Source organism: Nocardia sp. NPDC023733 (assembly GCF_040639775.1).
Taxonomy (GTDB): domain Bacteria; phylum Actinomycetota; class Actinomycetes; order Mycobacteriales; family Mycobacteriaceae; genus Nocardia; species Nocardia rosealba.
This window is the reverse complement of the sequence record NZ_JBFAAN010000001.1, coordinates 1908325-1926865: the sequence shown is the minus strand read 5'-3', so window position 1 is coordinate 1926865 and position 18541 is coordinate 1908325. Positions and strand designations below refer to the sequence as shown.

Genomic DNA, 18541 nt, shown 5'->3' with positions numbered 1-18541 from the left:
CTTCGTCGAAAGCACCGCCCTGACAAGGTTTCCCGGTACCGTCGGAGTTCGTGACCGGTTCGACGGCGGTAGAGATCGCGGCTGCGGTGAGATCGGGCCAGGTTTCGCCGGTCGATGTGGTGGAAGCGGCGCTGGCGCGGATCGGTGCCGATGCCTCGTTGAACGCGTTTTGTGTGGTGCGCCGCGACGAGGTGCGCGCGGAAGCGGCGGCGCTTGCTCGACGGTCCGATCTGGCGCTGCTTCCGTTGGCCGGGGTGCCGGTGGGGATCAAGGACCACATCGATGTCGCGGGGTGCCCGACCAGGCACGGAACCTTCGCGACAGCTGCCGCGCCCGCCGATACAGATGACGAGCTCGTACGCAGACTGCGTGCCGCCGGGGCGCTGGTGGTCGGCAAGACCACCCTGCCGGAGCTGTGTCAGGGCCCGTTCACCGAGAGCGTGGCGTTCGGTGTCACCCGCAATCCATGGAATCCGGAGTACTCGTCCGGCGGTTCGAGCGGTGGCTCGGCGGCTGCTGTCGCGGCCGGAATGGTGCCTTTGGCGCTCGCGTCCGGTGGCGGTGGGTCGATCCGCATTCCGGCTTCGTGCTGCGGCGTCGTCGGTGTGAAGCCCGGACCCGGCCTTGTGCCGCGGACCGGACCCGGCTGGCGAGGGATGTCCGAACTCGGTCCGATCGCGACCACTGTCGCTGACGCCGCCCTGATGCTCGACGTGCTCGCCGGCACCGACCGCTTCCGGAATGCTGACGGCCATCCGGATATGGCGATACGCGTCGGTGTCACCGTGGATCCGCCCGTGCCCGGAGTGCGCGTCGACCCGCAGGTCCGCGCGTCACTCGAGGCAACGGTGCAGGCTCTGCGCGGCGCCGGTCATGTCGTGGAAACGGCCCCCGCGCCCTGGCGTATTCGGGACCACCCGCGTTACATCGTTCGCTACTTTGCCGGCTCCGCCGACGACGCAGACGGGCTCGACACGCGAACATTGGAACGGCGTACCGGTGCGATCGTGCGGGCCGGGAAAATGCTGCGGCGCTTGCCCCTCGCCGCCGACGCGGTTCCCGCCGGGACGGCCGCACGTTTCGCGGCGTGGTTCGCCCACTACGACGTGCTCTTGACCCCGACATTGGCCCAACTGCCCCCACGCGCGGGCGGCTGGGCCAATGCCGGGATGATCCGCACCCACCTCGCCGCCAGTCGGCTCCTGCCCTTCCTGCTGCCGCTCAACCTCGCTCGGCATCCGGTGCTGACGGTGCCCGCGGGACTTTCCGCCGAAGGCTTGCCGATCGGCGTTCAGCTTTGCTCCGCACCTGGCGGCGAAGACTTGTTGATTTCCCTTGCGGCGCAACTCGAGCGGCTTCGTCCATGGCCTCGGCGAGCCTCGGACGATGATCGGTCTGTGTGACCGACGGGCTGGACGAATCTCTGGGCATGCCGACTCGCCGTGGCAAAAGACAGGCCTGTCATCTGTCCGTTATCACAACGTTGTGCACTCGAAGCCGGTTGCTATGGTGAGGGCGCAAGAGTGTTCGTTCGGATGAAGGAAGACAATGGGAAGCACTGTCCTCGACGTCATCGCTTTGGTGACGAACCGCGCTGCGGAGTTCTGGAACTGGATGGCGACCGGATCGTCGGGGTTCCCGCCGCTGTGATCGGCTGACACCATATTTGTCCGCGAAACCTCCGAACGCCCCTGGGTTTTCGGGGGTTTCGTGGTTTCCGGGGCGGGGCCGGTGCCGGGTTCGTGTCGTACCCCGGCGCTACCGTTGGCGCACAACCCGAGTCGAGGAGGGTGACGATGACCGACAGTATCGAGGGTGCCAGGGAACGGGCGAGGCGCCCGGAGGATCTGAGCAGACTGGTGGTCGAACGGTTGAACGCCGGCGATGTGGACGGCCTGGTCGAGCTCTACGAGAGCGACGCGGTGCTCGCGTTGCCCGACGGTGTGGTCGCCACCGGGGTCGAGGAGATCAGGGCCGCCTACGCCCGGCTCGTCGCCGACCGCCCGGTGTTCCAGCCGGGCCCGCAGGCACCGGCATTACGCGCGGGCGATCTCGCGCTCACGTCCTCCCGCCTGCCCGGCGGTACCGGGGCGACCGTCGAAGTGGCCCGTAGACAGCCCGACGGGACGTGGCGCTGGATCCTCGATCAACCCAACGTACTCGGATGAGCATGGCGCACAACGGTTTCCGATGCGTCAGTTCTGGTTCAGGCCGGTGGAGAGCACGACGACGACCTTCTGGTCGGTGACCTCGCTGACGCGCACGTCCATCCCTTGCGCGGGCTGTGATTCCCCGGCGGGCACGGTCACTTCCTGACCGCCGATGCGCAGGGTGACGATGTTGCCGTTCACGGCGACGAGTTCGGCGTCGATGCCGAGTACCGACGCCTTGGCGTTCACGCCTCGGTCGAAGGTCACGGTGCAACCGCTGACGGTGCATTCGGAGGTGGTTCCTGGCCCGGTGACGGTACAGGCGGTGGCGGAGAGGGGGAGCAGCAGGGCGAACGCGAGGAGCGTGATCCGCCGTCGAACAGACATGCGATGAGTGTAATCGGGATTCGAACCGGCAACGGATCGGTCTCGTCGGGTTGGTCCGTGATCTCGGCGGGGTAGTTCTTGACCGAGAGGTAGCCAGGCATCGCAGGCGGAGGTGCGACACATGGACATGAGCGCGATGACGACGGCGAGTCGCTGGTGGTGGCGGCCGGGGTGGACCCCGGGCCGTTCCTTCTACGACTGGCAGGTGATGCCGACGCAGCCCGTCGCCGACAAGCTCGTGGAGATCTTCGCCCCTACTGTGGCGCGGGTGCCCGGCCTCGAACAAGTCGACGCGCCGCGTCTGCGGGTGGAAGTGCAGGGTGTGGGCTTCGTCGACGGGGTGAAGGGCGTCGATCTGGCCCGTCTGGTCGAGGGTTCGCGCAGCCTGCTCGCCGAGCACGCGCCGTTCCCCATCACCTTCGGCCCGCCGGTGGTCGCCGTCGACGGGGTCCGATTACCCATCGCGCTGCCCGAGGAGTTACTGCGCGTCCGTGAGGACCTCACCCGCGCGTTGACCGATGTCTGGATCCGCGAGCGCGTGCCCGAATTCGGTGAGCCGTTGCTCCCGTACCTGGCGCTGGCCTACACGAAGACACCGGTGCCGGTGGGCGAGATCGAGGACGCGCTCGCCGCCGATGGATTCGCCGACTTCACCCTCGACGACACGGTGTCGTCGCTGTCGCTGGTCGAGTTGGTGTGTGAGAACGGTCGATACGACTGGTCGGAAGTGGTGTCCGCCGAGTTGCTGCGCGACCCGCATCCGCTGCTCGAACGCCTCGGTGCGGGAACCGCGCTGGCCGGTTCGCCCCGCTAGTCCTCGGTCGGCCTGACGTCGGGTGGCGTCAGGCGGACGACACCGGCGTCGAGGTCGAGATCGAGGTGAGGTTCGCGTGCCTGGCCGTCGCTGTCACCGCTGCCTTCGTGCTGCAGCTTCTTGCCAGGAAACATTTCACCCATGATGCCCACGCCCCCACGATAGTCGCGGCAACCACCAGTTCGCCGGTCCCATGAGCTGGACCAGGGCGGGAACCAGCAGCATGCGCACCAGGGTGGCATCGAGGATCAGGGCGATGATCATGCCGATGCCGAGCAGCCGCATGGGCGTGAGCGGTGACAGCGCGAACGCGCCGGTGACCAGAACCAGCAGCACGGCGGCGGCGGTGATGACCCGGGCCGTCCGCACGGTCCCGACGCGCACCGCCGTCGCCGTGTCCGCGCCCGCACGGTGGGCCTCGGCCATCCGCGACAGCAGGAACACCTCGTAATCGGTGGACAACCCGAAAACCACCGCGATGATGAGCACCGTCATGCCCGCCGGGAGCGGTCCGTGGCTGATGCCGAGCAGGCTCGCACCGTGACCGCCGACGAAGATCCAGGTGAGCACCCCGAAGGTGGCGCCCAGGCTGAGAAACGCCATGGCCACGGCTTTGAGCGGCAGGACCACCGAGCGGAAAGCCACGGTGAGCAGCACCATCGTGACCAGCACCATCACGGCGATCATCAGCGGCAGCCGGTCCAGCGTCGCGTCCACGCTGTCGAGGGTGGCCGCGGTGTCACCGCCCACCTCGACCGTGGTGGCACCCGGTGCGGGTAGTGCGCGGATGGCGCGGACGGCGGCGGTGGCTTGCTCGCTGCGGTCGGCGTGGGTGAGGAAGACGTGCAGGACGACGAAGTCGTCGTCGCGTCCCACCTGGACGACATCGTCGACACCCGCAACGTCACCGATCGCGTCGAGTGCGCCCGACACGGCCGCCGATTGCGGTGGGCCGTCGAGACCGCGCAGCAGCACCGTCGCCCCGCTCGCCGCCGCGGGGAACTGAGCGGTGAGCTCCTCGACCGTGTGGCGCATCGGACTGTCGGCGGGCAACGCGCGGTGGTCGATCTCGCCGAGACGGATACCGGCCAGCGGTGCGGCGAGGACGAGCAGGACCGCGCCGACGGCGATCGTCACCGTTCCCGGCCTGCGCAGCACCGCGTCGACCACCCGGCCCCAGAAGTGTTCGGTGCGTGTGGTCGGTTTCGCGCGCCCGATGCGGGCGCCGAAAAGCACGAGCAATGCCGGCAGCACCGTGAGCGACAGGCCCGCCGCCAACGCGACGGCCGCCACCGCGCCGATACCGAGTGAGCGGAGCACGGCCTGCGGGAAGACGAAGGTGCCCGCGAACGCGCAGATCAGCAGCGCCGCCGACACGGCGACCGTGCGCCCGGCACTGGCCATCGTCCGGTCGACCGCGCCGCCGATATCCACGCCCGCACCGTATTCCTCCCGGAACCGGTTCACCAGGAACAGCCCGTAGTCGATGGCCATGCCGAGCCCCAGCAGGGACGCGATATTGACCGCGAAGGTGGTGACCTCGGTGACCTCGGTCAGCAACCGGATGGCGCCGAGCGCACCACCGACGGCGAGCATGCCGACCACCACCGGCAACGCGCCCGCCGCGATGCCCCCGAACACCAGGACGAGAACCAGCAGTGTCAACGGCAGCGAAATCGACTCGGCCACAACGAGATCACGCTGGGACCGGTCGATGATCTCGGCATTGAGGGCGCTGTAGCCCGACAGCCGGGTTTCGACACCGGGCACGCGCAGCGCCTCGGCGACGGCGGGATACGCGGCGATGCGGGCGGTGTCGTCACCGGCGGTGTACACCACGGCCACCGCGTGCCTGCGGTCCTCGGACACCAGGAAGTTCTTGCGCGGCACCACCGCCGACCAGTAACTCTCCACGGGCCGGGCGAGCAGCGCCGGGTCGACGCGGTCGAGGGCGGCGCGCACCTGTGGGCCGATCTCGTCGATCGTGCGACCTTCGGGTGCGGTGTAGAGCGCGACCACGTCGGGGCTCTGCGGGCCGAGCTGTTCGGTGACGAAGCGGTCGACCAAGGCGGATTCACTGCCGCCGTCGACGAACCCGCCCGCGCTGAGGCGTTCGGTCACCGTCGCACCGTATGCGGCGCACAACCCGATGAACACCACGACCACGGCGAGGACGGTGCGCGGCCGGGCCGTGACGAACCGGGCGAGTGTGGTCACCGCGCCGAATCCACCACGGGTAGTTCGGCTTCCAACATCGTGACGATCCGGTCGAGCAGGGCTTCGAGCCGTGCTTCGATTCCGGCGCCGTTGCGGGCCGACACGGTGAGCTCGGTGTGGCCGTCGAATTCGGTGAGGCCGAACAGCAACGGCATGGCGACGCTGTGCTGGGGGAGCACGAACAACCCGGTGGGCCGGAAACCGGGGACCGCGAGGTCGTCGGAGGTGAATCGGCCCATGTGGGAGACGGTGGCCGAGGCCAGGTTGCGGCCCAGCCGCGCACCGAGCCAGTTCGTCGTCCGCAGCACACCCCGATTGACCGGGTCAGGGACCAGGGTGATGCGGGTGTTGGCCAGCTGATTCAGTTCCCGCCGCTGCGCGAGCCCGGCTTTGATGTCGTCTTTGACTTGCGTCCAGTCCTGGCCCGGTGCGATGTCGAGGAACAGCGGCAGCGCGAGGTTGGCGGTCGAGCGCAGCGCCGGATCGTGACGGCGCAGGTCGACGGGCATCATGATCCGCGAAGTTCCCGGAGTTTCGGCGGCCAGCAGGGCGCAGACGCGTGCCAGCGCACCGGGTCCGGCGGCCTGCACGCGCCGGTGCCGCAGCAGATGCCGGGCGGTGCCGCGCCGCTGCCTGCCGCGTCCCACCGCGCTGCGGTAGCGCGGAATCATCGGCGTCGGCTTGCCCGGCGCACCGACCCGATCGACGAGTTGCTGATCGGCCACTGGGTCGGGCTGAGGTACAGGGTCGTCGCCACGCAGCGCGCGCAGCACATTGGTCGCCCACAGCACCATGCCCATACCGTCCATCACGCCGTGGAAGACGCGGAATACCAGGGTCGGTGTGTTTGCGGTGAGCAGCAGGACCTCGACGGTGGCATCCGCGGTCGGCCCGATATCGCTGGTAAGGACCGGATCGGATTCCAATGCCGGATAACCGAATTCGTGGTCATCCACCACCCGGACGGCGGGGACGATGCCGCTGTCCACCCAGATGTCGCCCTGCCTGCGCAGCCGCGCGCCCGGTGTGACTTCGGCCGCCGCGGCAACCGCGGTGCGCAACCGCTGCGGGTCGATCGCGCCCACACCCGGCACGACGAGCTGCATGAGGAAGGGCGGGGCGAGGGTGCGCATGGGGAAGTACATGCGTTCGGTGGTCGTCACGGGCCGACGGAAGACGGTGTCGCCGTTCATGATTGCCTCTCGGAGTGTTACCGCAGGTGCCCGGCGAGCGACTCGATGCCGCCCTGGGCCTCGAGCCAGACCAAGAAGGTGGACAGCCCTGTGTCGCGGTCGACGACGGGGCGGTAGCCCAGGTCGGCGCGGGCCGCGCCGGTGTCGTAGGTGGCGGTGCGGGTCATCAGGGCGACGGCGTAGCGCGACAGCGGCGGCGACCAGCGCCGTGCCACGGCCGGAATCCGCCACACCGCCTCGATGGCCGCGACAACGGCGGCGAGGACACGCGGATTCGGCCTTCGCGTCGGCCGCTGGAGGCCGAGCCCCTCGGCGACCTCGCCGAGAAACCCCCACACATCGGTCTTCTCGGCATCGGCGATGAAATACGCCTTGCCACCGATGTTCTGGGCACTCAGCGCGAGCAGGCAGGCGTGGACGATGTTGTCCACGTGGCACAGCGACGCCTCGATTGTCCGGCCGTACGACAGGTCGGGCAGGGCGCCGTCGGCAGTGCGGGCGAGCAACCGCACGATCGGGCCCGACCGGTCACCGGCACCCCAGATCGCGCGCGGACGCAACGCCACGGTGCTGAATTCGGTGGTGTTCGCGGCGAGCACGGCCTGTTCGGCCGTCGCCTTGGTCTCGGAATAGTGATTGAGGTAGCGGCGCGGATAGGGCAGCGATTCGTCGACGTCGATCTGGTCGCCGCCGTCACGGTCCATCAGGGCACTGGGGCTGGAGATGAACACGAATCGGTGTGCACCGCCGTGACGGGCGGCCTCGAGCAGCAGTTCGGTGGCGCGCACGTTCTCCACCCAGAACTGGGCCCGGGTGCCGCGTTCGTCGACGCGGGCCGCGCTGTGGATCACCGCGTCCACCCCGTCGGCGGCGCGGCGCAGCGAGTCGGCGTCGGTCAGGTCGCCTTCGACGATCGTGACGGCCGCGCGTGCGGTGCCGAGGTCGTCGAGCACGCTGGTGCGCCGCACCAGGATCGACACGTCGTGCGTGCCGTCGGCCACCAGGGCGCGCACGATGGCGCCGCCGAGGAATCCGGACGCGCCGGTGACGAGGATCTTCATGAGTTCAGCTTCTTCGTTGCCCAACGGGCGAGTTCTTCGCGGCCGATCTTGGCGTTGTGCCGGATGTCGACCGGGAAACCGGGGTGGATGAGGAAATCGGTGATCGGTACGGCGGTGTCGAACGCGGCGGCACGGTCGCGCAGGCGCAGGTCCACGGCCACCGCATCGGCACCCGGCTCCAGTTCTACACACAGCACCGGCCGGTGCGCACCGGGTTGACCGACACCGACCAGCGCCGTGCGCGAAACGCCACGTACCGCGTTGAAGACCTGCTCGACCTGCACGGTGAACATCGGTCCCGCGGCGGTGCTCAACCGCTGACTCTTGCGACCGCAGAACCACACGCGGCCCTGCTCGTCGATCCAGCCCAGGTCACCGGTGCGGTGCCAGACGCGGTCACCGTCGTGGATCTTGCCCAGCGCGTTGGCCTCGGCGGGCCAGTAGTAGCGGGTGCTCACATTGGGTGCGGCGACGACGATCTCGCCGATCCGGTCGGTGGGTTCGGCGTCGGCGAGATTCGCGATCGGGGCGTCTGTGACGGCGACGAGCCGCACCTGGACATCGTCGGTGGGACGTCCGATGCAGGTGCCCTCACCGTGTGCCGCCCGTTCGACCAGGCCGTCGAGCAATTCCCGCGATTCGATCGTCGTCATCGGCAGCGCCTCGGTGGAACCGTAGCCCGCGAAGATCTCGACATCGGGACGCAAGACCTCGCGCAGTCCGGCGATGCACCACGCGGGCACCGGCGCACCTCCGGAGAAGATGCTGCCAAGGGTGTCGAGTTCGACGGGGTGCGACCGCAGGTGGGCGAGCAGCGGGATCAGCACAGCCGGGGAGGCGAACATCGTGCGCACCCCGAACTTGGTGATCGCGTCGACCACGTGCGCCGGATCGGTGGAACCGACCTTGCTGGGAATCAGCGGCGGCAGCACGCACCGGGAGCCGAGCAGCAAGTCGAGCACGCCGACCAGTGGCAGGGTGACCAGCGAGGACTCCGGCGGCGTGTGGCCGCGGGCGGCGTGCACGTGCTCGACCATGGCGGCGAGATTGCCGTGGGTGAGTTCGACCGCCTTGGCCGGGCCCGTGCTTCCGGTGGTGAAACCGATGATGAGCAGGTCGTCCTCGGCGGCGGGCGCACGGTCGGGCAGCAGACCCGCCGGAGTGCGGCCCCACGATTGCAGGGTGGGGCCGCCCCAGAACCAGCGGCGGCCGACGGTCAGGGTGGTGCGCACCCGGCGGAAGCTGCGCGGGAACAGCACTCGCAGCGCGTGTGCCTGCGGGATCCCGATGAACGCCTCGGCCTCGACCGCGCGCAGGCAGTGCACCATGCGCCGCACACCCATGCCCGGGTCGATCACCACCGGCACCGCACCGATCTTCAACAGCGCGAACAGGATCGCGTACAGCTCCGGGCTCGGCAACACCAGCACGATGGTGCGGGTGCCGCTGCCGACGCCTGAACTCGTCAGGTGTTCGGCGATGGCGTCGGACCACCGGTCGAGATCGTGGTAGGTGATCCGCCGGTAGTCCGGCATACCGTCGGCGGTGGTGCCGTCGGGGTAGATCACCGCCGGGCGATCGGGTTCGGTGCGGGCGAATTCCCGGAAGCGGTCGATCGTGGCCCAGTAGGTCGCGGTGGTCACGCGAGGTGCTCCTCGGGCAGCCGGTAGAGGGTGGCCGCGGCCGACGGACCGGCGCCGGCACCGACGAACAGGATGTGGGTGAACCCACCGAGCGAGGCATTCTCGGTGGCGCGCGCGTAGGCAAGGGGGAGCGCGGCGGTGTGTGGATCGCCGTCGGTGAGATCCGGTGTGCGCACGGCATTCTGGTCCAGGCCGAGGGCGTCGGCCAGGCGCTTGGGGAAGTGTGCGCTCGGGGTGGAGGCGATGAGTGCGACGCGAGCGTCCGGCGCCTCGGCCAGCGCCGCGCGACCCGCCTCGGCCGCCACCGCCAGCACCCGGTCCTCGAAATCGGGCTCGCGTTCCACCGTCATGAGGCCGCGGCCGACGGTGCCCATCGTCGCGGTGTCGACGTAGGCCTGTCCGGCCGGTGTGCCGGGTGCGGTGACGGTGTGCACGGGTCCGAAGCCCTCCGCGCCCTCGACGTGCTCGAGCAGCAACGCGGCACCGGCTGTGGCATAGGGGAATTCGGTATCCGCGCGCGAGCGGGTGAGCGAGGGATGGGTGTCGCCTGCGACGATCAGCACGTGCTCGGTGCCCGTCGCCAGGATCGCGCCGGCGACCTGCACCGCGTTGACCACGCCGGTCGCACCGTTCATCAGGTCGAAGGAGAAGGTGCGCGGGTCGTTCTTGCCGTAGTCCAGGCCGATACCCGCGGCCTTCTGGATCATCGCGGCGACGGCGGGTTCCACGGTGTTGGAATCGCGGAAGACGCCGGTGTTGATGAGCACACCGACCTGATCGGGCCGGATTCCGGCCTGTTCCAGGCAGTGACGGGCCGCGCGCCCGCTGTGCTCGACGATGCTGTGGGTGTCGGTCGACCGACTGGTACCGGTGGCTCGGATACGCACGCCCATGACGAACCTCAGACCTTCAGGGAGGAGATGGTGGTGGACAGGAAACCCGCGACAACGCCCGAGGCGGCCGGGACCATGAGAACCTTCGCGCCTGCCTCGATGCCGTCCTGTTCGAGCTGATCGTGCAGCACGATGAAATGCGAAGTGGTCGAAGTGTTTCCGTATTTCTCGATCACATTGAGGTCCGGCGGGATGGGGGCGCCGAACTCGCGGGCGGCCACCGCGTTGATGAAAGGCACGGCCGCGGCGCCGAACTGGTGGTGGATGATGTAGTCGAATTCCTCGTCGGCGAAGGTGCGGCCCTGGGCGGCGAGGAACTCGCCCTGGGCGTCGGGCCACAGCTGGAACCTGGCCTCGTTGTGCATCTTGCGGTTGTCGGTGTAGAGCGCCACACCCGAGGTCTTGTCGCTCGGCATGCCGAGGCACAGGTGGGAATGCTCTGCGGCCGTGAGCAATTCGATGTAATGGATCTTGTCGGCGTCGTCGACGGCCTGGTCGAGCACGACCGCGCATCCGGAGTCGCCCACCGAGAGCGACGCGAACTGCAGGTCGTACTTCTCGGAGATTTCGTTGACCGCGGTCTCGGCGATCGGGGTGATGGACTCCCCGCTGACCACCATTCCGTTGCGCACCACACCCGCCCGGATCATCCGGTCGAGCAGGTAGGTGCCGGTGAGCATGCCGGCGCAGGCATTGGACACGTCGAAAGTGATGGCCCGCTCGGCGCCGAGTTCCTTGGCGATGGTCGAGGCGAAGGAGGGCTCCATGTACATGCGGGTGCCCTCGTTGCTGCGGGTGATCGAGCAGGAGATGATCACCTCGAGCTCGCCCGCCCCGTAGCGTGAGCGCTCGAGACAGTCGCGGGCCGCGTTCACGGCGAGCGTGAAGGAGTCCTCGAGGCTGTCCGGACGGGTGTCGCGGAACCGGCGCTCTTTGATGCCGGTGATCTTTTCGAGGTCGAAAGCGGGCGGCGTGGCGAGCCGGGAAAGTAATTCCTCGGTCGAGACGATATTCGACGGAAGATACGCACCGATGGATTCGAAACGCGAATGCGACACGAAAACTCCTGACAGTCGAAAAGGGTCGCCGGTGACCGTGGTGGGGGCCGATGCGAGCGGACACTACCGGAAAGTAACCGGGTTTCGCGGGGCGGCGTCGGCGGTCGCGGAGGGTTGGCTCGCGGCGCGAGCTGGGCTGGGTCCCATCCAGACATCTGCCGGTGGCAATGGTGAAGTTACACAGCAAATGCGCCGAGTCTGCCGATATTCCTCAATCTTTCGACATCAGCGGCTCGGCGCAGGTGCTTGTCGGCAAGTTGTCAGCTATCGATCGGGCGGTTCGGAAGCCGACGATTCGGGGCACCCGGGCTGTCAGGTGTGGCGTGAGGGACCTCACGTCGGTGCGGGTGACGGAATGGCCGCTGCTGTTTCGGAATTTGTTTCCCGCGCCGAAAACACCGGAGGTGATTTGGTTTCGCGAACATCGCCGGAATTCTGCTTCGCGGAATGGTCGCGGAAGAATGGCCGCCACTGATGGACTCGGCGAAATCGCGGGTGGGTGGCCGGCGGTGAGGGCACTCGTTCGGCAAGGTTCGGGGCGTACCAACGTTGGACCAACCTTGCGCACCGATAGTGTGCACCGAACACCGTCGAGACATGCAAGGAGCGCACCATGGGTAACCGTGCCGGGTCCGTACACCGCGACCGAGATCTCCACGCCCACTGGGGAAGTCACCGTCATCGCGCGATCGAGGCGACCGGCGAAGCCGGCGATGTGCTCGCGCTGCTCACCGCGATGCACGGCCCCGTGGTGCTCTACCTGGCCCCCGGCACCGACGGCTGCAGCCCGATCTGCTTGCGCCGCACCGAATTCTGCCCAGGCGCCGACGATGTCCTCGCCGGTCGCACCGCCGCGCACACCGAGTTCTGGATGGCGGGTGACTTCTACGCCGGCTTCGAGGACCTCGATGTCGGCATCGAGGTACGCAGCGCGGTGCGAACCGGACGACAATCCGGCTCACTCGAATCGGACTGCGGCTTCCGCTTCACGCTGCGCATCAGCAAGCCCGAAGCCGCGGAACTGGTCGACGAGGCCTCCTGAACCCTTCCCGCTCACCAGAAGCGGGGTGTCAACGACCAATCGGCGAATTCGGCGGCGAGCAGGTCGCGCAGGGCGGCCCGGTTCGGGAAGCGGTCCGGGTCGGCGCCGGTGACCACCAGGGTGACGGTGTCGTCGTCGCAGGAGAAGGCCAGGTTCACGCCGACCTCCACCTGTCGGAACAAGTCCACCGGGCCGGGATTCACCACCGGACGCATGATCACGTCGCGGGCGCGATGACCGTCGAGCACCGCGATGTTCTGCGCGGTGCGACCCATGTTGGTGCACAGGCATTCCGGTGCCTTGGCGGTGCGGGCGAACTTGTGCAGCACCACCTTCGGCAGCAGCATCTGCACCGGCTGCAGGTGCTGGATCGGGGGAATGGTCGCCGGATCGCGGTAGGCGAGGGCGGCCGCCTTGAGCGACGCACGAACCTCGGGCAGGTCGGTGCGGGCACCGGCGCGGTAGGCGACGCTGATCGGCAGACCGGTGGTCGCGTTGGCGCGGGGGTCGTCGGCCTCGCGCATCGAGTGCGGAATGTCCACGCGCACCTGCGCTCCGTCGGCGATGCGGCCGCTGCGACCGAGCAGACCGACGGCGACGCCGATCAGCAGACCGTTGGTTGTGCCGCCGTGTGCCGCGGCGACAGCGTCCCACTCGGCCAGATCGAGCTGGACGATCGCGTCGGCGGCCTGCCAGGTCTCGGCGTGAGGCAGCCGGGGCTCGGCTGGACGCGGATTGCGGGCCGGTTCGCTCACACCGCGCGCTCGTCGCGCCGCCCGCACACCTCGTGCCACCGCGCGCAGTTGGGCGCGTGCGTCGGCGAAGTCGGCGGCCAACCGGCCGGGCCCGGCCACCGGCCCGACCAGCCTGCCCGCGCTCGCGTCGCGATCGGGCTGCTCACCGCGCCCGAGCCGGTCGAGCGAGTCGACGATCGCGTGCATCATGCCGCCGCCGTCACAGGCGACATGGGAGGCGACGAGGGTGACCACCGTGCCACCGGATTCGGTCGGGGCACCGGCCAATTGCCACACCAGCCCCCGAGCCGGGTCGAATTCCACCGCGGCCTGCTCGAGGAACCAGTCGAGCACGGCGTCGTCGGGGATCGGGGTGTCCGACCACCGCAGCGGCAGCGACTCGGTGGCGGGTTCCCAGTGGGCGCGCGCGATCGGGAAACGGGTGGTACGCACGCGGCGGGCGATGAAACCCGTGGCCAGATGAGCGTGCCAGCGCTGCAACGACTCCCGGCCGACGGCGGTGTCGAACCGGTAGGCCAGCTGGTTGACCAGGGCGTTGGGGTAGAGGCTGTGAAGTTTGAAGAACAGGTCGTCGTCGGCGGTGATCCGGTTGAGGCCGGTGGTGGCCACCGGAACGACGGGCGAGGTGACGGTCATCGGGGGAATCTCCTGATCAGCGGGAACGCAGGGTGCGCACGGTGAGCGGCGCGAAAACAGCGACCACGACCACCGAGGCCACCAGTGACCACCAGGCGTCGGCGCCGATCGTGCCCTCGGCGGCCAGTGTCCGCACCGCCGACACCAGGTAGGACACCGGATTCAGATCCGAGACGTGGCGCATCCAGGTGGGCATCGCCTCCTCGGGCACCAGCGCGTTGGACGCGAAACCGAGGAAGGTGAGCACCAGCATGCACATGCCCTGCACCGCGGCCGGGCGGGCGATGGTCGCGCCGATGAAGGCGAACAGCCAGCTGATGGTGGTAGTGGCGAAGACGACGAGCACCGCACCCGCGAGGAAACCGGCCGTGTGCTCGGGCCGGTAGCCCATGGCGAAGCCGACGACCACGACCGTCGTCGCGGCCAGCAGATAGCGCACCGTGCCCGCCAGCAATGCGCCCGCAACCGGTGCCGAGCGGGCGATCGGCATGGCGACGAACCGGTCGAACACCCCCGAATGGATGTCCTCGGACAGCTGCACACCCGTGGCCACCGAGGAGGTGAGCACTATCTGCACCAGCACACCCGGAATCATGATCGGCAGATACGCCGCCATGCTGCCCGCGATGGCGGTGCCGAAGATGTTGCCGAACAGCACCGGCCCCACGATCGGCAACAGCAGTGCGTCGTAGAGCAATTGCGGGCTGTGCCGGAAGGTGAGCAACCCACGCCAGGCCATCATCAGCGAATGCTGCAGCGCGGCGAACGGGCTCACCCTGGTGACGCGCGGTGCGCGCACGACCTGGGTGGTCGTCTTCTCGGTGGTGAGAGTCATTGCGGTGCTTTCACGAAGGGCGGTCATGCCGCGTCGGGGGTGGTCGCGTGGCCGGTCAGCGACAAGAACACCTCGTTGAGGTCGGGCCGGTCGACGGCGAATCCGCGTAGCTCGATGCCCGCGGCGCGGCAGGCGGCGACGATGTCGGCGCCCGTTCCCACCTCCGGCAGGGCGACGGTGAGCGTCCCGGTGGAGGACCCCTCGGGCACCTCACCGGTGAGCTCGCAGATTAGCGCCTCGGCCCGGCGCAGGTCGGCGGTGTCGGGGATGTCGAGGCGGAGTACCTGCTCGCCGATGGACGACTTCAGTTCGGCCGCAGTGCCTTCCGCGACGAGGCTGCCGCGATCGATCACCGCGATCCGGTCGGCCAGCGCGTCGGCCTCCTCCAGGTACTGGGTGGTCAGCAGCACCGTCGCGCCGCGCTCGACGAGCCCGCGCACGATGCCCCACATGCGGTCACGCGTGTGTGGGTCCAGGCCGGTGGTCGGTTCGTCGAGGAAGATCAGCGGTGGCACGGTGATGAGCGTGGCCGCCAGATCCAGGCGTCTGCGCATGCCACCGGAGAACGCGCTGACGCTGCGCCGCGCCACCGCCGACAACTCGAACTCCTCGAGCAGTTCGTCGCAGCGAGCGGCGGCGGCCCGCCGCGACAGCCCGAGCAGCCGGCCGAACAGGCGCAGATTCTCGGCGGCGGTGAGGGTTTCGTCGACGGAGGCGTACTGGCCGGTGAGCCCGATCATCGACCGGACGGCCGTGGCATCGCGCACCACGTCGTAGCCGAACACTTCGGCGCTGCCGCGATCGGGACGCAGCAGGGTGGCCAGCATGCGCACCGTGGTGGTCTTGCCCGCCCCGTTGGGGCCGAGCATGGCGAATACCGAGCCGGCCGCGATGCTGAGATCGATGGCGCCCACGGCGGTGAAGTCGCCGTAGGACTTGCCGAGACCGCTGGTGCGGACGGCGATGTCGGTGCTCACTGCGGCCTCCCGGCGTGGTCGAACTGTGGTGTCGGAACAGTCAGGGGGGCAAGGGCTTCCACCTCGTCGACGGCGCGGGCCAGGCCGTCGTCGCGGAAGCCGACGGCGTAGGCGGCGGCCCGGGCCACCACGTGTGGGTCGGCGACTGCGTCGAGCAACGCGTCGAGTCGATCGGCGTCCAGCGCGGCGGCGCGGGTCGTCGCGGCGAGGCCGAGCCGCGACAGCGCCGTCCCCCAATACGGCTGATCGGCTTGGATCGCGCAGATGACCTGCGGTACACCGGCTCTCAGAGCCGCAGCGGTCGTCCCGGCGCCACCGTGGTGCACGGCTGCCAGGCAGCGCGGGAACACCGTCGCGTGGTCGACCTGCTCGACGACGGCCACCTCGGGCGAGAGCTCCGGCTCGATCCCGGCCCAGCCCGCCGCGAGCAGCAGTCGCCGCCCGCGCCGCGCACACACGGTGCGCAGCATGCGGACCAGAGCGGCGGGATCATCGACGGTCATCGACCCGAAGCCGACATAGATCGGGGCGGGCCCCGCCACCAGCCAGGCCGCCAGCGCGGGATCGGCTGGGGCACCGAGGAATCCGTCGCTGTCCACGATGAACCCGGTGACCGGGTGCCGTTCGGGCAGCTCGGCCGCCAGCCCGGGAAACAGGTCGGTGTCGTAGGCCTGGATCGACACCCGACCGGGCAGCGGATGGTCGACGATCCCGGACTCGGACAGCGGCTCGGCCAGAGCGGCGTCACGCGCCCACCGCAGACCCGACCAGATCCGGCGGTTGAGCGCACCGGGCACCCGCCGCCCCCACGCGGTCGGCACCACCGGCACCGACCGGCTGGGGTGGATCGGGAAGAAATGCACTGCCGCCAACGGCAATCCGACGTGGCGCGCCGCCTTCTCCGCCGCCTCCTCGCCCGCCATGCCGGTGACGAGCACATCGTGTCCCGGGGCGAGCGCGAGCAGGTCACGCACCGCCTCGGCGACACCGCGTCGCTGCAGATCCAGCACCGCGCGCATCCGCTGACGCGGACTCGCGCTACGGAAGCGCCGGTCGGCGTGCTGGGTGCGCAACAGTTCGGCGCTGTCACACCCGAACCCGACCGCGGCGATGCCGTGGCCGGTGGCGAACTCGACGAGATTGGGCGACAGCGCGAGCGTCACCGCGTGCCCGCGAGCGATGAGCTCGCGGGCGAGCAGGATGCCGGGCTGGGCATCGCCCCTGCTTCCGGTGAAGGCCAGCAGCGCACGCATGGTCAGCTCGCGCTCAATGCCGCCGGCACGTCGGCGACCGGGGTGGCCGCGGCAGGCGCGGCGATCGTGGTCACCGCGTACATGGCCCGGGCGAATTCGGTGAGGTAGCGGTCCATCACCTCGGCGGGCAGACCCGCCGGATACCGGGTGGAGACATAGAGGCCCTCGGGGCCGCGCACCACCCAGAAGTACACCTCCTCGGTCGAGTACGAAACCGCGCGCAGGGTCCGTCCGCGCAGGTCGGCGACGAGTTCGTAGTCGGGCAGCATCCGGATGTCGAGGAACGACGCGCCGAAGGTCGGGCCTTCCATCGCACCGACCATGGCCAGCGAGCGACCCCACGAGGCGTCGTTGCAGATATGGGCGCGTTTGAGCGAGGCCCGGGTGGCGGTGAGCGCGGCGGCCATGTCGGCGCCCGAGGGCAGGGTGATGTCGACGGGTACGACATTGACGAACCAGCCCATCGACTCCAGCCAGGTCAGGTCGGGCCGGGTGGCGATCGGCATCACGGTGCGGAACCGGTCCTGGCCGAACACCTCTCGCCAGGCCACGGCGAGCGCGGCGAACACCGTGACCGACAGCCGGTGCTTGAGCTGATCAAGCCGGGCCTCCACCTCCTCGAGTTCGGCGATGGTCAGCAAGGTGCGCGAGACGCTCGGCTGGGCGTGCTCACCGTCGAGCTCGGCCACCATGCCCGCGCCGAAACGCGGCATCGGGGAGCCGGGGGCGCCGAGAAAATCCCGCCACACCGCCACGGCGGGGGAGTCGGGGGTGAGTTCCTCGGCGGCGGCGCGCTCGACGGCCGCGAAATCGGCGGGACTGCCGAACGTCGAGGAGTCGCGGATCTCGCCGCCGGTGGTGACGGCGGTGTAGAGGGTGCGCAATTCCAGGATCAGCACGGCCTGGGAGTAGGCGTCGAGTACGGAGTGGTCGGCACCGACCAGCACGGTGAAGTCGTCGGTGTCGTGGGCGACCGTCGCGACCAGTAGGTGCGGCCACACCAGTGCCGAGAGCCGCAATTCCAGGACATCACAGAGGAATTCGTTGATCTGTTCACCGTCGGTGAGATCGGCGACCGGGGCGGAGGTGACGCGCACGGTACCCGGTTCGGTGGTGATGCGGTGGTAGTCGCCGTCGCTGGTGGGTGCGACGGTGGTGCGGAAACCCTCGTGGCGGTCGTGCCACAGCTCGAGGGTCCGTGCCCAGGCGCGCGCGTCGAGCGGGGCGTCCATCTCGAAGATGGTGCCGATCCAGCGGCCACGGCCGGGCTGCGGGTCGTCGGGATCGAGGAAACCGAGGTACTGGGCGTGGACGCTGGCCAGCGGCCGTTCGTCGTCGTGCCAGGAGTCGGGCGAGATCAGCTCAGGGGTCCAGATCGACAGATCGCCGGATCGGATGCGGAAATCGGAGAGATGGGTGTATTCCATGCCGGGTCACCTCATGGTGGAAGAACGTGCCGAGAACGGCGGTGAATGGAAGCGGTGAAGACGGGACGCGACACCGGGTGTTGCTCTGGATCCCGCACCGGATGTAGCTGGCGAACCCTGGGCTATCCGGAGTCTATAACTCTGTGAGAATTCTGAAAGACGGCTTAGTCACAACTTCCAGATGTGAAGAAGATCACTTT

At 69.0% G+C, this 18541-nt stretch carries 17 protein-coding genes; 4 read left to right on the top strand and 13 right to left on the bottom strand.

Annotation, left to right across the window (positions count from 1 at the left end; translation table 11 throughout):
* Positions 1–50 precede the first annotated feature (50 nt).
* On the top strand, positions 51–1403 hold the full coding sequence (locus AB0F86_RS08900) for an amidase (protein ID WP_356983053.1): 1353 nt from the start codon (positions 51–53) through the stop codon (positions 1401–1403).
* Between the two features lie 393 nt (positions 1404–1796).
* On the top strand, positions 1797–2168 hold the full coding sequence (locus AB0F86_RS08895; protein ID WP_225279689.1) for a nuclear transport factor 2 family protein: 372 nt from the start codon (positions 1797–1799) through the stop codon (positions 2166–2168).
* Between the two features lie 27 nt (positions 2169–2195).
* Here the strand turns inward: AB0F86_RS08895 and AB0F86_RS08890 are convergent, their stop codons facing one another.
* Entirely contained in the window at positions 2196–2537 is a 342-nt protein-coding gene (locus tag AB0F86_RS08890; RefSeq protein ID WP_225279690.1) for a hypothetical protein, read from the bottom strand.
* Positions 2538–2658: 121 nt separating this feature from the next.
* Between AB0F86_RS08890 and AB0F86_RS08885 the strand changes: the two genes are divergently transcribed.
* Positions 2659–3351, top strand: a complete 693-nt coding sequence (locus AB0F86_RS08885) for a hypothetical protein (RefSeq protein WP_356983050.1) — start codon at positions 2659–2661, stop codon at positions 3349–3351.
* Here AB0F86_RS08885 and AB0F86_RS08880 read toward each other — a convergent pair.
* Genes AB0F86_RS08880 through AB0F86_RS08850 form a run of 7 tightly spaced genes read right to left on the bottom strand, consistent with a single transcriptional unit; the run spans position 3348 to position 11416 of the window.
* A complete protein-coding gene (locus tag AB0F86_RS08880) occupies positions 3348–3503 on the bottom strand; it encodes a hypothetical protein (protein ID WP_225280356.1) in 156 nt (51 codons plus the stop codon). The genes AB0F86_RS08885 and AB0F86_RS08880 overlap by 4 nt on opposite strands.
* Positions 3487–5568 (bottom strand): MMPL family transporter, encoded by a 2082-nt coding sequence (locus tag AB0F86_RS08875; RefSeq protein ID WP_356983048.1) that lies wholly within the window; start codon positions 5566–5568, stop codon positions 3487–3489. The genes AB0F86_RS08880 and AB0F86_RS08875 overlap by 17 nt, the downstream gene beginning before the upstream one ends.
* A complete protein-coding gene (locus tag AB0F86_RS08870) occupies positions 5565–6761 on the bottom strand; it encodes a peptide synthetase (protein WP_356983046.1) in 1197 nt (398 codons plus the stop codon). The genes AB0F86_RS08875 and AB0F86_RS08870 overlap by 4 nt, the downstream gene beginning before the upstream one ends.
* Positions 6762–6778: 17 nt before the next feature.
* Entirely contained in the window at positions 6779–7822 is a 1044-nt protein-coding gene (locus AB0F86_RS08865; RefSeq protein WP_356983044.1) for an NAD-dependent epimerase/dehydratase family protein, read from the bottom strand.
* Complete coding sequence (locus AB0F86_RS08860; RefSeq protein ID WP_356983042.1) at positions 7819–9465, bottom strand: fatty acid CoA ligase family protein; 1647 nt, start codon at positions 9463–9465, stop codon at positions 7819–7821. Before AB0F86_RS08860 ends, AB0F86_RS08865 begins: the two co-directional genes overlap by 4 nt.
* On the bottom strand, positions 9462–10358 hold the full coding sequence (locus tag AB0F86_RS08855) for a hypothetical protein (RefSeq protein WP_356983040.1): 897 nt from the start codon (positions 10356–10358) through the stop codon (positions 9462–9464). The genes AB0F86_RS08860 and AB0F86_RS08855 overlap by 4 nt, the downstream gene beginning before the upstream one ends.
* Positions 10359–10366: 8 nt before the next feature.
* Positions 10367–11416: a 3-oxoacyl-[acyl-carrier-protein] synthase III C-terminal domain-containing protein gene (locus AB0F86_RS08850; protein ID WP_181699662.1), complete on the bottom strand. Its 1050-nt coding sequence runs from the start codon at positions 11414–11416 to the stop codon at positions 10367–10369.
* A 613-nt stretch (positions 11417–12029) separates the two neighbouring features.
* On the opposite strand from AB0F86_RS08850, the gene AB0F86_RS08845 reads away from it, so the two are divergent.
* A complete protein-coding gene (locus AB0F86_RS08845) occupies positions 12030–12458 on the top strand; it encodes a DUF779 domain-containing protein (protein WP_225279698.1) in 429 nt (142 codons plus the stop codon).
* Between the two features lie 11 nt (positions 12459–12469).
* On the opposite strand, the gene AB0F86_RS08840 is transcribed toward AB0F86_RS08845, so the two are convergent.
* From AB0F86_RS08840 to AB0F86_RS08820, 5 genes are read right to left on the bottom strand one after another with little or no spacing between them, the layout of a single operon-like run.
* Positions 12470–13849 (bottom strand): hypothetical protein, encoded by a 1380-nt coding sequence (locus tag AB0F86_RS08840; RefSeq protein WP_356983037.1) that lies wholly within the window; start codon positions 13847–13849, stop codon positions 12470–12472.
* A gap of 16 nt (positions 13850–13865) precedes the next feature.
* The gene (locus tag AB0F86_RS08835; protein ID WP_356983035.1) at positions 13866–14684 is read right to left on the bottom strand and encodes an ABC transporter permease; all 819 of its coding nucleotides are present in this window, start codon (positions 14682–14684) and stop codon (positions 13866–13868) included.
* A gap of 23 nt (positions 14685–14707) precedes the next feature.
* Entirely contained in the window at positions 14708–15661 is a 954-nt protein-coding gene (locus AB0F86_RS08830; RefSeq protein WP_356983033.1) for an ATP-binding cassette domain-containing protein, read from the bottom strand.
* Positions 15658–16914, bottom strand: a complete 1257-nt coding sequence (locus tag AB0F86_RS08825) for a nucleotide disphospho-sugar-binding domain-containing protein (protein WP_356983031.1) — start codon at positions 16912–16914, stop codon at positions 15658–15660. Before AB0F86_RS08825 ends, AB0F86_RS08830 begins: the two co-directional genes overlap by 4 nt.
* 2 nt (positions 16915–16916) lie before the next feature.
* Positions 16917–18341 (bottom strand): condensation domain-containing protein, encoded by a 1425-nt coding sequence (locus tag AB0F86_RS08820; RefSeq protein WP_225279703.1) that lies wholly within the window; start codon positions 18339–18341, stop codon positions 16917–16919.
* Between the last annotated feature and the right edge of the window lie 200 nt (positions 18342–18541).